At 73.5% G+C, this 13,385-nt stretch carries 12 protein-coding genes; 1 reads left to right on the forward strand and 11 read right to left on the reverse strand.

Going from position 1 to position 13,385, the window contains the following annotated elements:
- Positions 1–34: 34 nt before the first annotated feature.
- The 10 genes from ACFWOG_RS01160 to ACFWOG_RS01205 all read right to left on the reverse strand — a co-directional run bounded on the left by ACFWOG_RS01160 (position 35) and on the right by ACFWOG_RS01205 (position 10,406).
- Entirely contained in the window at positions 35–1,579 is a 1,545-nt protein-coding gene (locus ACFWOG_RS01160) for an NADH-quinone oxidoreductase subunit N (protein WP_380353636.1), read from the reverse strand.
- 128 nt (positions 1,580–1,707) lie between these two features.
- Positions 1,708–3,264 (reverse strand): NuoM family protein, encoded by a 1,557-nt coding sequence (locus tag ACFWOG_RS01165; protein WP_380353537.1) that lies wholly within the window; start codon positions 3,262–3,264, stop codon positions 1,708–1,710.
- Between the two features lie 57 nt (positions 3,265–3,321).
- Positions 3,322–5,403: an NADH-quinone oxidoreductase subunit L gene (locus tag ACFWOG_RS01170; protein ID WP_380353539.1), complete on the reverse strand. Its 2,082-nt coding sequence runs from the start codon at positions 5,401–5,403 to the stop codon at positions 3,322–3,324.
- Positions 5,400–5,777 (reverse strand): NADH-quinone oxidoreductase subunit NuoK, encoded by a 378-nt coding sequence (nuoK, locus tag ACFWOG_RS01175; protein ID WP_329950330.1) that lies wholly within the window; start codon positions 5,775–5,777, stop codon positions 5,400–5,402. The genes ACFWOG_RS01170 and nuoK overlap by 4 nt, the downstream gene beginning before the upstream one ends.
- On the reverse strand, positions 5,777–6,562 hold the full coding sequence (locus ACFWOG_RS01180; protein ID WP_329950329.1) for an NADH-quinone oxidoreductase subunit J: 786 nt from the start codon (positions 6,560–6,562) through the stop codon (positions 5,777–5,779). Before ACFWOG_RS01180 ends, nuoK begins: the two co-directional genes overlap by 1 nt.
- Positions 6,559–7,110, reverse strand: coding sequence for an NADH-quinone oxidoreductase subunit I (locus ACFWOG_RS01185; RefSeq protein WP_329950328.1), 552 nt, complete (start codon positions 7,108–7,110; stop codon positions 6,559–6,561). The genes ACFWOG_RS01180 and ACFWOG_RS01185 overlap by 4 nt, the downstream gene beginning before the upstream one ends.
- Entirely contained in the window at positions 7,107–8,066 is a 960-nt protein-coding gene (gene nuoH, locus ACFWOG_RS01190; RefSeq protein ID WP_329885468.1) for an NADH-quinone oxidoreductase subunit NuoH, read from the reverse strand. Before nuoH ends, ACFWOG_RS01185 begins: the two co-directional genes overlap by 4 nt.
- Positions 8,063–9,355: an NADH-quinone oxidoreductase subunit C gene (locus tag ACFWOG_RS01195; protein ID WP_380353543.1), complete on the reverse strand. Its 1,293-nt coding sequence runs from the start codon at positions 9,353–9,355 to the stop codon at positions 8,063–8,065. The genes nuoH and ACFWOG_RS01195 overlap by 4 nt, the downstream gene beginning before the upstream one ends.
- Positions 9,352–9,999 carry an NADH-quinone oxidoreductase subunit B family protein gene (locus ACFWOG_RS01200; protein ID WP_329885470.1) on the reverse strand — a complete coding sequence of 216 codons (648 nt, stop codon included), beginning with the start codon at positions 9,997–9,999 and terminating at the stop codon, positions 9,352–9,354. Before ACFWOG_RS01200 ends, ACFWOG_RS01195 begins: the two co-directional genes overlap by 4 nt.
- Entirely contained in the window at positions 9,990–10,406 is a 417-nt protein-coding gene (locus tag ACFWOG_RS01205; protein WP_329885471.1) for an NADH-quinone oxidoreductase subunit A, read from the reverse strand. Before ACFWOG_RS01205 ends, ACFWOG_RS01200 begins: the two co-directional genes overlap by 10 nt.
- A 297-nt stretch (positions 10,407–10,703) precedes the next feature.
- Between ACFWOG_RS01205 and ACFWOG_RS01210 the strand changes: the two genes are divergently transcribed.
- Positions 10,704–11,927 carry a sensor histidine kinase gene (locus ACFWOG_RS01210; RefSeq protein WP_380353546.1) on the forward strand — a complete coding sequence of 408 codons (1,224 nt, stop codon included), beginning with the start codon at positions 10,704–10,706 and terminating at the stop codon, positions 11,925–11,927.
- A gap of 189 nt (positions 11,928–12,116) precedes the next feature.
- On the opposite strand, the gene ACFWOG_RS01215 is transcribed toward ACFWOG_RS01210, so the two are convergent.
- Positions 12,117–13,175, reverse strand: coding sequence for a S1C family serine protease (locus tag ACFWOG_RS01215; protein ID WP_380353639.1), 1,059 nt, complete (start codon positions 13,173–13,175; stop codon positions 12,117–12,119).
- Positions 13,176–13,385: the final 210 nt, after the last annotated feature.

Below are 13,385 nucleotides of genomic sequence, written 5' to 3' on the forward strand. Positions count from 1 at the left end.
CCAGCTCAGACGTACCGGGGCCTCCCCGCCCGCCTCAGAACAGCGAGCCGCCGACCACCTGGAGCACCAGTTGCGGAGCCACCGACAGCACCACCGCCGCCGAGGCGGTGAGCCCCAGGGTGGCCGTCAGGGTGACCGGAAGCCTCCGCTCGGAGGCGGCCGGCGCCTCCCCGGCGGCCTCCGCCGGGGCGAACAGCCGCGCCGTCCAGAGCAGGTAGTAGTACAGGGCGACGACGACGTTGACGGCCATCACCGCGGCCAGCCAGCCCAGCCCGGCGTCGACGGCGGCGCGGAACACCACCACCTTGCCGAAGAGGCCGATGACGCCCGGCGGCAGCCCGGCCAGGCAGAGCAGGAAGAAGGCCAGCGCCAGCGCCGTCCAGCGCCTGCGGGCGAACAGGCCGCGGAAGTCGTCGACGCTGGTCCCGGCCCGGCGGCCGACCGCCGCCACCACGCCGAAGGCGCCGAGGTTGACCACGCCGTAGATCAGCGCGTACGCGGCGGTGGCGCCCAGCGGGTCGGTCGTGGTGGGCGCGTAGCCGGCGGCGGCCAGCGGCACCAGCAGGTACCCGGCCTGGCCCACCGAGGACCAGGCGAGCAGCCGCACCGCGCTGAACCGGGTGTCGAACCGCTGGCGCAGCGCGCCCACGTTGCCGACGGTCATGGTGACGGCCGCCAGCACCCCCAGCACCAGGCCCCAGGTGTGCGCGTACGGGCGGAAGGCGATCGTGGTGACCAGGGCGAGCCCGGCGAGGCCGGCCGCCTTGCCGACCACCGAGAGGTAGCCGGCCACCGGGAGCGGGGCGCCGGTGTAGGTGTCGGGCACCCAGAAGTGGAACGGGACGGCGGCGACCTTGAAGGCGAAGCCGGCCAGCGTGAGCACCGCGCCGGCCTGGGCCAGCGGCTTCAGCTGCGCGGGGGCGTGCTCCAGGCCGGTGGCGACGGCGCCCAGGTGCAGGCTGCCGCTCGCGGCGTAGACGAAGCCGACGCCGAGCAGCATCACGGCGGTCGCGGTGACGGAGGAGAGGAAGAACTTGAGCGCGGCCTCGGCCCCCCGGCCGTCCCGGCGGAGCGCGACCAGCGCGAAGGCCGGCAGCGAGGCCACCTCCAGGGCGATCACCAGGGTGGCGAGGTCGCGGGAGGCGGGCAGCAGGGCGGCGCCGGCGGCGCTGGAGAGCAGCAGGAACCAGTACTCGCCGCCGGGCAGCTTCTCGTCCTCCACGGTGTGCGCGGAGAGCAGGGCGGCGATCAGCGCGCCGCCGAGCGCGAGCAGCTGGAAGACCAGGGCGAAGTGGTCGGCGACGTACGAGCAGCCCGCGTTGTCAGTGACCCCTGTTACGTTCTGCGCACAGAAGGTGGCTCGGGGTGAGCCTCCGACGAGCGGGAGGAGCGCGATGAGCGCCAGGGCGAGTCCGCCGGCCGTGAGCCGGCCGAGCAGCCGCTTGTGGCGCTCGGGCAGGAAGAGGTCGGTGACCAGCACCGCGAGGGCGGCCAGCGCGGCGATCAGCGGGGGCGCGATCGCCACCCAGTCCACGGACTGGATCAGGCTGCCCGGGTTGGCTACGGCGAGGGAGGTCACAGTGGGCTGCCCCGTGGAGTGAGGTCCGAGTGCGGTGCCGGTCGCGGCGCCGAGCTGTCTGCCCGTGCCGAGCTGCGTGCTGAGCTGCGCGCCGAGGAGCTGGGCGCTCAGCTGGGTGCCGAGCATGGTCAGCCACCCCCGAGGAGGTGCTTGACGGCGGGCTCGGAGAGACCGAGCAGGAGAGCGGGCCAGAGACCGGCCAGCAGGGTGAGGGCGACCAGCGGCGTCCAGCTGACGGCCTCGTACGGGCGCAGGTCGGCGAGTTCGGCCACCGATGCGGGCTGCTTCGGATCGCCCATGCAGACCCGCCTGACCACGATCAGCAGGTACGCGGCGGTGAGGAGGGTGCCGAGACCGGCCAGGACCATGTAGGTGACGAACGCGGGACGCGAGAGGCCCTCGGCCGGGTCGAACGCGCCGAACATCGCGAGCAGCTCGCCCCAGAAGCCGGCCAGCCCGGGCAGGCCGAGGCTGGCGACGGCCGCGAAGGCGAGCAGCGCGCCGATCCGCGGTGCCCGTCCGTACAGGGCGGCGCCGGTGGTACCGGCCAGGGTGTCGAGGTCCGCCGTGCCGTAACGGTCCTTGATCGCGCCCACCAGGAAGAAGAGCAGACCGGTGATCAGACCGTGGGCGATGTTGGCGAACAGCGCGCCGTTGACGCCCACCGGAGTGAGGGAGGCGATGCCCAGCAGGACGAAGCCCATGTGGCCGACGGAGGAGTAGGCGATCAGGCGCTTGAGGTCGCCCTTGGCGCCGGGCCGCGCCAGCGCGAGGCAGGCCAGCGAGCCGTAGACGATGCCGACGGCGGCGAAGGCGCCCAGGTAGGGGGCGAGGGTCGCCGTGCCGTCGGGGACGACCGGGAGGAGGACGCGGACCAGGCCGTACGTCCCCATCTTCAGCAGCACGCCGGCGAGCAGCACGGAACCGACCGTCGGGGCCGCCGTGTGCGCGTCCGGGAGCCAGCTGTGCAGCGGCCAGGCAGGGGCCTTGACCGCGAGCCCGACCATGATCGCCAGGGCGGCGATCACCTGGGTGGAGTGGCTCAGGCCCGAGCCGTGGGCGGCGGCCAGCGCCTGCATGTCGAAGGTTCCGGCCTTGCCGCCGACCAGCAGGAAGCCGAGCAGCATCACGGCCGACCCGAGCAGCGTGTACAGGATGAACCGGTTGGCGGCCGGCACCTTGGCCCCGGTGCCCCAGCGGGCGATCAGGAAGTACATCGGGATCAGCACGATCTCGAAGGCCACGAAGAAGAGCAGGAGGTCCAGCACCGCGAAGGTGGCGAGCATGCCCACTTCGAGGAGGAGGAACAGCCCGACGAAGGAGCGGGCCGACGGCACGCCCTCCCCGGACGGCAGCCGCCGCTCCGAGTACAGCGCACAGAGGAAGGTGAGCAGCGAGGTCAGGACGATCAGCGGGAGCGAGACGCCGTCCACACCGAGGTGGAACCGCACGCCGATGGCCGGGATCCAGGCCACGTCGGTGGTGGCCTGCATCCGGGCGGGCTCGTCGTGGTCGAAACCGGCCGCCAGGACGACGGTGAGCAGCAGGACGACGCCGGTCAGCACGGTGCCGAAGCGCAGCGCGCGCCGGTCGGCGGCGGCCGCGTCGGTGCCGAACACCGGCGCCAGGGTGAGCGCGGCGCCGAGCACCGGCAGGGCCAGGAGGGCGATGAGGACCGCGTTCATCGGGGGCTCCTACGGGCTGCGGTCGACGGGGTGGGACGGATCGGCTGGTTCATCCGGCTACACCGCCACCAGGACGACCAGCAGGACGACGCCGGCCAGCAGCGCGCTGAGGTACGTCTGCGCGTTGCCGGTCTGCGCGAGCCGGACGGCCCGGCCGAGCAGGTTGGCACCGACCCCGCTGCCGCGTACGTAGGTCTCCACGACCTCGCGGTCGAGGAAGCGGACCAGCCGTGCGGCGGCGGCCACCGGGCGGACGAACAGCGCTCCGTAGAGCCGGTCGACGCCGAAGCCGTGCCGGGCCGGGTCGAACAGCGGACCGAGCAGGGCGCGTCCGGGATCGGCGGCGATCACCTCGGCGGCCGGGGATCCGGCCTGCTCGGGTACCCGGCCCGCCGCCGCGGGGGCGGGCCGCCCGGCGCCGAGCCGGGCCGCGGCGGAGCGCCAGGCCCCGTACGCCAGCAGGATGCCGACCACGGCGAGGCCGGTGCCGGTGACGGCGGTGACCGCCGAGGGCCGCAGCGAACCGCCGTCGAGCAGTGCGGGCAGCCAGTCCGAGCGCAGGCCGGCGACGCCGAAGCCCACGGTCGGGACGGCCAGCACCCACAGCGGCCAGCGCATCGCGGGCGGCTCGGCGGTGGCCGGGTCGGCCTCGTCCACCTCGGGCGAGTACGGCGCACCGGCCTCGTGGTCGGAGGACCCCGTGGCGGTCGGCGCCGAGACCCCGGCACCGGCGGCGACGGCGGCGACGGCCGTGGCCGGCGCCCCGGCGGTGGCCGGGCTGTGGAACGCGACCAGGAACATCCGGGTCGCGTACGCCGCCGTGAGCAGCGCGGTGAGCCCGGCCGAGATCAGCACGATCCACCCGGCCGCCTGCGGCACGGCCGAGGCCGGGCCGACGCCGTTGGTCAGCGCCTCGCCGTTGGCGGCGTGCTCGGCGGCGGTCAGCACCGCCTCCTTGCTGAAGAAGCCGGAGAACGGCGGCAGACCGACCAGGGCGACCAGGGCGATGCCCATCGTCCAGTAGGCGTCCGGGACGCGCTTGCGCAGCCCGGGCATCCGGGACATCACGGAGATCGAGTTGGTGTGCGCGGCGTGGATCACCACACCGGCGGCGAGGAAGAGCAGCGCCTTGAAGGCGCCGTGGCTGACCAGGTGGAAGACGGACGCCTCGCGGTCGCCGCTGGCCAGCGCGCCGGCCATGTAGCCGAGCTGGCCGACGGTCGAGTAGGCGAGCACCCGCTTGAGGTCGTCCTGGGCGAGCGCGCAGAGCGCCGAGCCGATCATCGTCACGGCCGCCATCACCGCCAGCACGACCAGCGCCGCGCCGGAGAGCAGGAAGACCGGCAGCAGCCGGGCGACCAGGTAGATGCCGGCGGCGACCATGGTGGCGGCGTGGATCAGCGCGGAGACCGGGGTCGGGCCGGCCATCGCGTCCGGGAGCCAGGTGTGCAGCGGGAACTGCGCGCTCTTCCCGGCCACGCCGGCGAGCAGCAGCAGCGCGGTCAGCGTGGGGTGGCCGAGCTGTCCGTCGGCGGCGGCCCGCAGCACGTCCTCGATCCGGAAGCTCCCGGCGTCGGCGCCGAGCAGGAAGATGCCGAACAGGAACGGGACGTCGCCGAGCTTGGTGACCAGGAAGGCCTTGAGCGAGGCCGAGCGGGCGTCCTGGGTCTCCCAGTGGTGGCCGATCAGGAAGTACGAGCAGATGCCCATGATCTCCCAGCCGACCAGCAGCACGATCAGGTCGCCGGAGTACACGACCAGGAACATCGCCGCCGTGAAGAGCGAGACCAGCGCCGCGTACGAGGGGTAGCGGGGGTCGTCCTTGAGGTAGGCGGTCGAGTAGACCTGCACGCAGGTGGCGACCAGGCCGACCAGCACGGAGATCAGCGAGCTGTAGCCGTCCAGGTGGAAGGCGAGCGCGATGTCCGGGCCGCCGGTCGGGGTGAGGCGGGTGGCGACGTCCAGCGACTGACCGCTGCCGAGCTGGATCGCGACGACCAGGGCGAGCACGGCCGAGACGGCCACCGGCACGATCGCCAGCGGCCTGGCCAGACCGGGGACGCGCTTGCCGACGGCCAGGGTGGCGGCCGCGCCGAGCGCGGGCAGGGCTGGGACGAGGGCGGGCAGGGCGAGGTTCATGCGGCGGCCCGGCCCTTCAGCGCCTCGGCTCCGACCGGCGCCTCCTCGATGTCGACGGTGGACTCCGCCGGGTCGCCCAGCGTGGTGACCTTGTCGATGTCCGCGGTGCCCCGGGCCCTGAACAGCAGCAGGACGACGGCGAGCCCGAGTCCGATCTCGGCGGCGGCGATGGTGATGGTGAACAGGGTCAGCGCCTGGCCGGCGTGCAACGAGTCGCGCAGCCAGACGTCGAAAGCGACCAGGTTGAGGTTGACGGCGTTGAGCATCAGCTCGACGGACATCAGCACCAGGATGACGTTGCGCCGGGCGAGCACGCCGTACACGCCGACGCTGAACAGCAGCGCGGCGAGGACGGCGGGGTAGGCGAGGTGCATCAGCCCTCCTGCTCGGGGGTGGTCGGAGCGGAGGCCGGAGGGGAAGCGGGAGCGGAGGCGGCGCCCTCGACGGCCGGGGCAGCCGTGGCGGCCGGGGCGGCCTCGACGGCCTCGACGGCCGGAACCGCGGGGGCGGCCTTCGGCGCGGTCGCGGCGACCGTCCCGTTGGAACCCACCGGCTTGCCGGCCCGGATCCGCCCGGCCCGGGGCACCGGCACCCGGCGTCCGCCGCCGCGCGACAGCACGATCGCGCCGACCAGCGCGGCCAGCAGCAGCACCGAGAGCGCCTCGAACGGCAGCACCCACGTCCGGAACAGGCTCGCGCCCGTCACCGCCGCGGAGCCACCGCCCGCGCCGAGGTCGATCCAGGACGTCCGGAAGGCGTCCACGACCAGCGTCACCAGGGTGCCGCCCGAGGCCAGCGCCACCACCAGGGCGACCCAGCGGTTGCCCGAGTCGGCGTCCGGCGAGCGCCCGATCGGCGCCTTGGTGAGCATCAGCCCGAACAGCACCAGCACGACCACCGAACCGAGGTAGATCAGGACCTGGACCCAGGCGATGAACTCGGCGGTGAGCAGCAGGAACTCCACCGCCAGCCCGCCGAGCGCGGCCACCAGCCAGAGCGCGGCGTGCACCAGCTGCTTGGTGGTGACGGCGACGACGGCCGAACCGAGCACCGCGATGCCGACCAGCAGGAAGACGATCTCCACCCCGGTCGGGGAGAGGAAGGAACGCGCGGCCGGGTCCAGCGACCCGGTCGCGGCGAGCAGGGTGGCGGCGCTCACTGCGCGTCACCCCCCTGTTCGAGTGCCGCGGCGGCGGCCAGCTTGTCCGCGGCCTTCCGCGCGGTGGCGATCTCCTTGGGCTCCTCGGCCGCCGGGTCCAGCGCGGGCGGCACCGGTACGGTCCACATCCACTCCCGGAGCCGGTCCCGCTCGTGGGTGAGCTCCAGGATGTCCGTCTCCGCGTACTCGAACTCGGGCGACCAGAACAGCGCGTCGAACGGGCACACCTCGATGCAGATCCCGCAGTACATGCAGAGCGAGAAGTCGATGGCGAACCGGTCCAGCACGTTGCGGGTGCGGGCACGGGCGTTCGGGTCGGCGGCCGGCAGCGTCTCCTTGTGGGAGTCGATGTAGATGCACCAGTCCGGGCACTCGCGGGCGCAGAGCATGCAGACCGTGCAGTTCTCCTCCAGCAGCGCGATCACGCCGCGCGAACGCGGCGGGAGGTCGGGCTGCACCTCGGGGTACTGCGCGGTGACGGTCTTCTTCGTCATCGTCCGCAGGGTGACGGCCAGGCCCTTGGCCAGGCCGGCGCCGGGGAAGCTCATGAGATCGCCACCTTGATGACGCCGGTGAGGGCGAGCTGGACGAGGGCGAGCGGGATCAGCACGGTCCACGCGAGGCGCATCAGCTGGTCCTCGCGCAACCGGGGGTAGGTGACCCGCAGCCAGATCACCACGAAGGCGAGCGCGAAGGTCTTCAGGATGGTCCACAGCCAGCCGAGCTGGTCCGGCAGCGGTCCGTGCCAGCCGCCCAGGAAGAGCACCGCGGTGAGCGCGGAGACGACCAGGATGCCCACGTACTCGGAGAGCAGGAACAGCGCGAAGCGCAGGCCGGTGTACTCGGTGTACGCGCCGAAGATGATCTCCGAGTCGGCGATCGGCATGTCGAACGGCGGGCGCTGCAGCTCGGCCAGACCGGCCACGAAGAAGACGAACGCGCCGATGATCTGCCACGGGATCCAGTACCACTCCCAGGCGTCCATGATCCCGGGCAGCGACAGCGTCCCGGCGGCCATCGCGACGGACGCCGCCGCGAGCACCATCGGCAGCTCGTACGACATCAGCTGCGCGGCCGTCCGCAGGCCGCCGAGCAGCGAGAACTTGTTGGCCGAGGCCCAGCCCGCCATCAGCTTGCCGATCACGCCGACGCCCATGACGGCGAGGACGAAGAACAGTCCGGCGTCGACCGCCTGGCCGACGAAGCCGTCCGGGCCGACCGGGATCGCGAGCAGCACGAAGAGGTACGGCAGCAACGAGACGGCGGGCGCCAGCTGGAAGATCCGCCGGTCCGCGCCGGCCGGGACGATGTCCTCCTTCTGCGCGAACTTGACCCCGTCCGCGACCAGCTGCGCCCAGCCGTGGAAGCCGCCGGCGTACATCGGGCCGAGGCGGCCCTGCATGTGCGCCATCACCTTGTGCTCGGTCTGGCCGATGAGCAGGGGGAAGGTGAGGAAGACGACCAGCGTGGCGACGCAGCGCAGCGCCGTGTCGAGCAGGTTCACGCGCTGTCTCCGTCCTGGCCGGCCGGCTCGGCCGGTGTCCCGCCGTCATCGCTCTTCCCGCTCGGGTCGTCGCTCGGGTCGCCCGCCGCGGCCGGCGCGCCGGACTCCGGCTTCGTGGGCGCCTCGGGCTCCGCGGACCTGTCCGCGTCGGGGGCCTTCGGGGAGTCGTCGTGGGCCGGAACCGGGTTGTGCCACGGCGCGTCGGCGGACCTGGTCCGCGCGGGCGCCGGGCGTCCGGGCCGCTCCTCACCGGCGACCGCAGGAGCGGCACTTCCGGGAGCCGGAGCTTCAGGAGCTTCGGGAGCACCGGTCGCGGAAGCCGGGGCCTCCGGGGCGGGTGCCTCCGGAGCGGGCGCGGCAGCCGCCTCGGGGGCCCGCGTCGCGTCGGCCTCCGGTCCCGCGCCGGCCGCCTGGCTCACCGCGCCTGCGCTCACCGCCGGGCCCCGGCGGGGCCGTCCCGCCCGCACCGGCGGCGCCGCCGCCCCGGCCGCGTCCGTCGCCGCGTCCGTCGCTGGTTCCGCCACCGCTTCCGTCACTGCTTCCGTGGCCTGGCTGACCGAACCGTCGTCGACCGTCCTGGTCCGCCGCGGCCGGTCCGCCCGCACGGCCGCGCCGCCCTCGGCGGACGCACCCGCGGCACGAGCCGCAGCCCCGGCAGCACGCGGGGTCCGGGCCGCGCCCGCCGCCCGCGCGGCACGCGCGGGCCGCTCCGCGACCGGCGGAAGGGTGCCCTTGAGGGGACCCCACTCGTTCGGGTCCGGCACACCGGCCGGCTGCATCTTGCGCCGCGCCGGCCCGTCGCCGTGGTCGGACTCGCCCGGCTCCTTGGCGCCCGGCCAGGCCTTGGCGACCCGGGCCGCGAGCACGAACTCCTTGCGCAGCGGGTGCCCCTCGAAGCCGTCCGGCAGCAGCAGGGTGGCGAGGTAGGGGTGTCCGGGGAAGTCGATGCCGAACATCTCGTGCGTCTCGCGCTCGTGCCAGGCGGCACCGGCGTACACGGACACGGCGGTCGGCAGGGCGGCCTTCTCGCGCGGCACCCGGGTGCGCAGCGCCAGGTGGCGGACGCCCGGGGCGTCGACGGAGGCGAGGTGGACGATCACGGAGAAGCCCTCGGCCAGCTCGTCGACGGCGCTCAGCCAGTCGAAGAAGCCCAGGCCCAGCGTGTCACGGGCGGCGGTGAGCGCCTCGATCCAGTGCTCGGCGGGGACGTCGACGGTGATCAGCCCGTACGCTTCGGCGCCGGTCGCCCACTCCCCGACCGACGCCGCGTACTGCTCGGCCGTGGTCATGAGGCCCCTCCCTCGGCGGAACCGGGCCCGGCCACCAGCGGGCGGCGGAGCGCCGCGGCGGGTGCGGTGTAGCGGCCGGGCAGCGACTCGGCGGCGATCTTCTCCTGCAGTTTGAGGATGCCCTGGAGCAGCGCCTCCGGACGGGGCGGGCAGCCGGGCACGTAGACGTCGACCGGGATGATCTGGTCGACCCCCTTGGTGACGGAGTAGGAGTCCCAGTAGGGGCCGCCGGAGTTGGAGCAGGCGCCGAAGGAGATGACGTACTTCGGCTCGGGCATCTGCTCGTAGAGGCGCTTGACCGCGGGCGCCATCTTGTCGGTCACCGTCCCCGAGACGATCATCAGATCGGCCTGCCGGGGGCCCGGCGCGAAGGGGATGACGCCCATCCGGATGAAGTCGTGCTTGGCCATCGACGCGGCGATGAACTCGATCGCGCAGCAGGCCAGGCCGAAGTTGAAGCACCAGAGGCTGTAGCGCCGCCCCCAGTTGAGGACGACCTTGACCGGGTCCGGCGCGAGCCGGGCCAGCGGGCCGATGCTGCGCCGCTCGGCGGCGGCGCCGGGGCGCGACGGGTCGGGCACGCCCAGCGGAACCGGACCGTCCGGGGCGCCGTGCCCGTGCGGGTGGGTGTGCGTCACGTCCATTCCAGAACGCCCTTCTTCCAGGCGTAGAGCAGCCCGACCGCGAGGAAGCCGATGAAGACGAACATCTCGATCAGCGTCCCGGCGCCGTAGCCGGCGGAGGCGAAGACGGTCGCCCACGGGAACAGGTAGATCGCGTCGACCGCGAAGATCACGTACAGGAAGGCGTAGACGTAGTAGCGGACCTGGGTGTGCGCCCAGTCCTCCCCCACCGGGTCCACGCCGCACTCGTAGGCGAGGAGTTTCTCGGGCGAGTACACCACCGGCCGCAGCAGGCGGTTCGCGGTGAACGCCACGACGACGAAGAGCACGCCGACGACGGCGAGCAGGCCCATCGCGGCGTACGCGTCGAAGTAGCCGCTGCCGGCCGCCGGGTCGGCCGCGGCGACAGCCGCCTGCTGCCCCTCCATGCCCTCGCCTCCACATCGGCCGTGGAAACCGCCCGCAGGGCAGTTCTACGACGTCTCTTTACACGCTCATAACCATCGCCAGAGCGTGAGTCTAAGTGCACCGCACAGGTACCCCGTACCCTGCCCGATCCGCAAGACGGCCGGTGGACATCCGGTGGACGCCCGGTATCGCCGCCCCACCTCGGACGGGGTGGGGATAACCCCCGCCCGGGAAGACGTATCACCCCCATGGCATCGTGCGACCCGGACCGGCGAAGCTTGGATCACCAGCTCGACCGAGAGGGACGGTAGACCGAGATGAAGCCATTGCACCGCCGAGCCGCGGACGGCACGAAGGAGCGGGACGTGCCGGCGGAGCGCGCCCCGCTGTACGGCGCGCGGATGTGGCGGCAGGTCGGGCAGCTGCTGTTGAACCTGCCGATCGGCATCGCGGGGTTCGTCTTCACGATCGTGACGCTCTCCGTGGGCCTGGGGCTGTCGGTCACCGTGATCGGCCTGCCGCTGCTCGCCGCCGGGCTGGCCGGCTGCCGGGCCATGGGCGGGTTCGCCCGCCGCCGGGCCCGGTCCCTGTACAACTCCGGGGTGCACGAGCCGGAGCCGGTGCAGCGCCGCCGCCCGGGAATCACCGGCTTCGCGATCGCCCAGCTGACCGACGCGCTCTCCTGGCGCTCGGCCCTCTACTACGTGCTGATGATGCCCTGGGGCATCCTCAGCTTCACCCTGACGCTGGTCTGCGTCCTGGTCGGCTGGCCGGTCCTGCCGTGGGTGGTCCGCTACCAGTCGGAGGTGGACCGGATGCTGGTGGAGACCCTGCTCTACCGGGGGGCGCTCTCCGAGCGGGTGCGCGAGCTGGAGGACGACCGCGGCACCGTGGTCGACACCGCCGCCGCCGACCTGCGCCGGATCGAGCGCGACCTGCACGACGGCGCCCAGGCCCGGCTGGTGGCCCTGGCGATGGACCTCGGCATGGCGAAGGAGCGGCTGCAGGAGACCGAGTCGCCGGAGGACGTGGCCGCCGCCGCGAAGATGGTCGGCAACGCGCACGGCGAGGTGAAGATCGCCCTCCAGGAGCTGCGCGACCTGGCCCGCGGCATCCACCCGGCGGTGCTCACCGACCGCGGCCTGGACGCGGCGCTCTCCTCGGTGGCGGCCCGCTGCACGGTGCCGGAGGGGGTCAAGGTGCACGTCGACCTGAAGGGCCGGGACGGGGCGGCCGAGCGGCCGGACTCGGCGGTCGAGGGCATCGCGTACTTCACCGTCAGCGAGCTGCTGACCAACGTCTCCAAGCACTCCGGTGCCCGCTCCGCGACGGTGGACGTCTGGCGGGCCGGCGACCAGCTGATGGTGCTGGTCCAGGACAACGGCAAGGGCGGCGCCGCGCCCTACCCGGGCAGCGGCCTGGGCGGCCTGGCCGAGCGCATCCAGGCGGTGGACGGCGTCTTCCTGGTGGAGAGCCCGCACGGCGGCCCGACCACGGTGACGATCGAGCTCCCCTGGCGGACCCGCACCGCCCGGCGCTGAGCGGGAACCTCCGGCCGGAAACCCACCCGGGCCCCGTCGCCTCCCGGCGACGGGGCCCGGTTTCACCGGTGCCCGGACGACCGGTGCCCGGACGACTGGTGCCCGGACGACCGGTGCCCGGACGGCGGCGGCCCGCGAACCCTTGCGCGGTGTACGGGCCGGCCGCCGCCCGGGGGCTCGGGGGACGCCCTACGGCGTCTCCAGGGTGCCGAGGGTGACCTCGGTCGTCCCGCTCCGGCCGTCCCGGGTGTAGGTGACGGTGACCTTGCTGCCCGGGGCGAGCGAGGCCAGCGCGGTGGTGAGCGAGTTCAGCGAGGTGACCTCGGTGTCGCCGATCTTCGTGATCACGTCCCCGGGCTGGAGGCCCGCAGAGGCGGCCGGGCCGCCGGGGGCGACGGCCACCACGGCGGCGCCCGCCGGCTGGAAGCTCTGGTCGAAGAAGGTCCGGGCGGTGATGCCGAGCGCGGCGCGGCCGGAGTTGGTGACCTTGCCGTCCTTGATCAGCTGGTCGGCGATGCCGGTCACGGTGGACGCCGGGATGGCGAAGCCGATGCCGGGGGCGGCGGCCCCGTTGGCCTCGGGCTCGGTGGCGGCGAGGGTGTTGATGCCGATCACCCGGCTGTTCAGGTCCACCAGTGCGCCCCCGCTGTTGCCGGGGTTGATCGCGGCCGAGGTCTGCACCATGTTGCCGATGGTGGCGCCGGGCGAGCCGCCGCCGCTCGGTTCGGAGACGGTCCGGCCGGTGGCCGAGACGATGCCCTGGGTGACGCTGCTGGAGAGTCCGAGCGGGCTGCCCATGGCGAGGGTGATCTGACCCAGCTCGACCTTGGTGGAGTCCGCGAAGGCGGCCGGCCTGAGACCTCCCGGCAGGCTGCTCAGCCTGATCACCGCGAGGTCGGACTCCGGGTAGCTGGCGACCAGGGTGGCGTCCAGCGGCTTGCTGCTGTTGACCAGCGTGACGGCGAAGGTGGTGGCCGAACCGACCACGTGGGCGTTGGTGACGATGTCGCCCTTGTCGTCGTAGACGATCCCGGAGCCGAGGCCGGTGGCGGTGGTGATCTGCACCACCGAGGGCAGGACGTCCTTGATCACCCGCTGGTAGTCGTCCTGGAGCTGGTTGGCGCCGCCCGCCCGGGCGCCCGACGGGGACGACGAGGGAGCGGAGGAGGAGGCCGGGGAGGTGGACGACGAGGAGGAACCGCTGCTGCACCCGGCCAGCGCGGGAGCGGCCAGCGCCAGGGCGGTCAGCGCGGCGACCGCACCCGGAGCGAGCGGCCTCCCGGCGAACGCCTTCGGTCCGGTCGGACGCGGTCCGGCCGGGATCGGACGGGTGGGCTCCTTCTTGCGGTTCACGGTGACGGCCTCCGGCTCCCTCGGTACACGGACATGGCGCAGAGATCTTTGTCAGCATTTCACCGAAATGTCCGAATAGCCGTGCCGACTCGCCCGCTGCGTACC

The sequence above is a fragment of the Kitasatospora sp. NPDC058406 genome (genome assembly GCF_042722765.1).
Lineage (GTDB): Bacteria > Actinomycetota > Actinomycetes > Streptomycetales > Streptomycetaceae > Kitasatospora.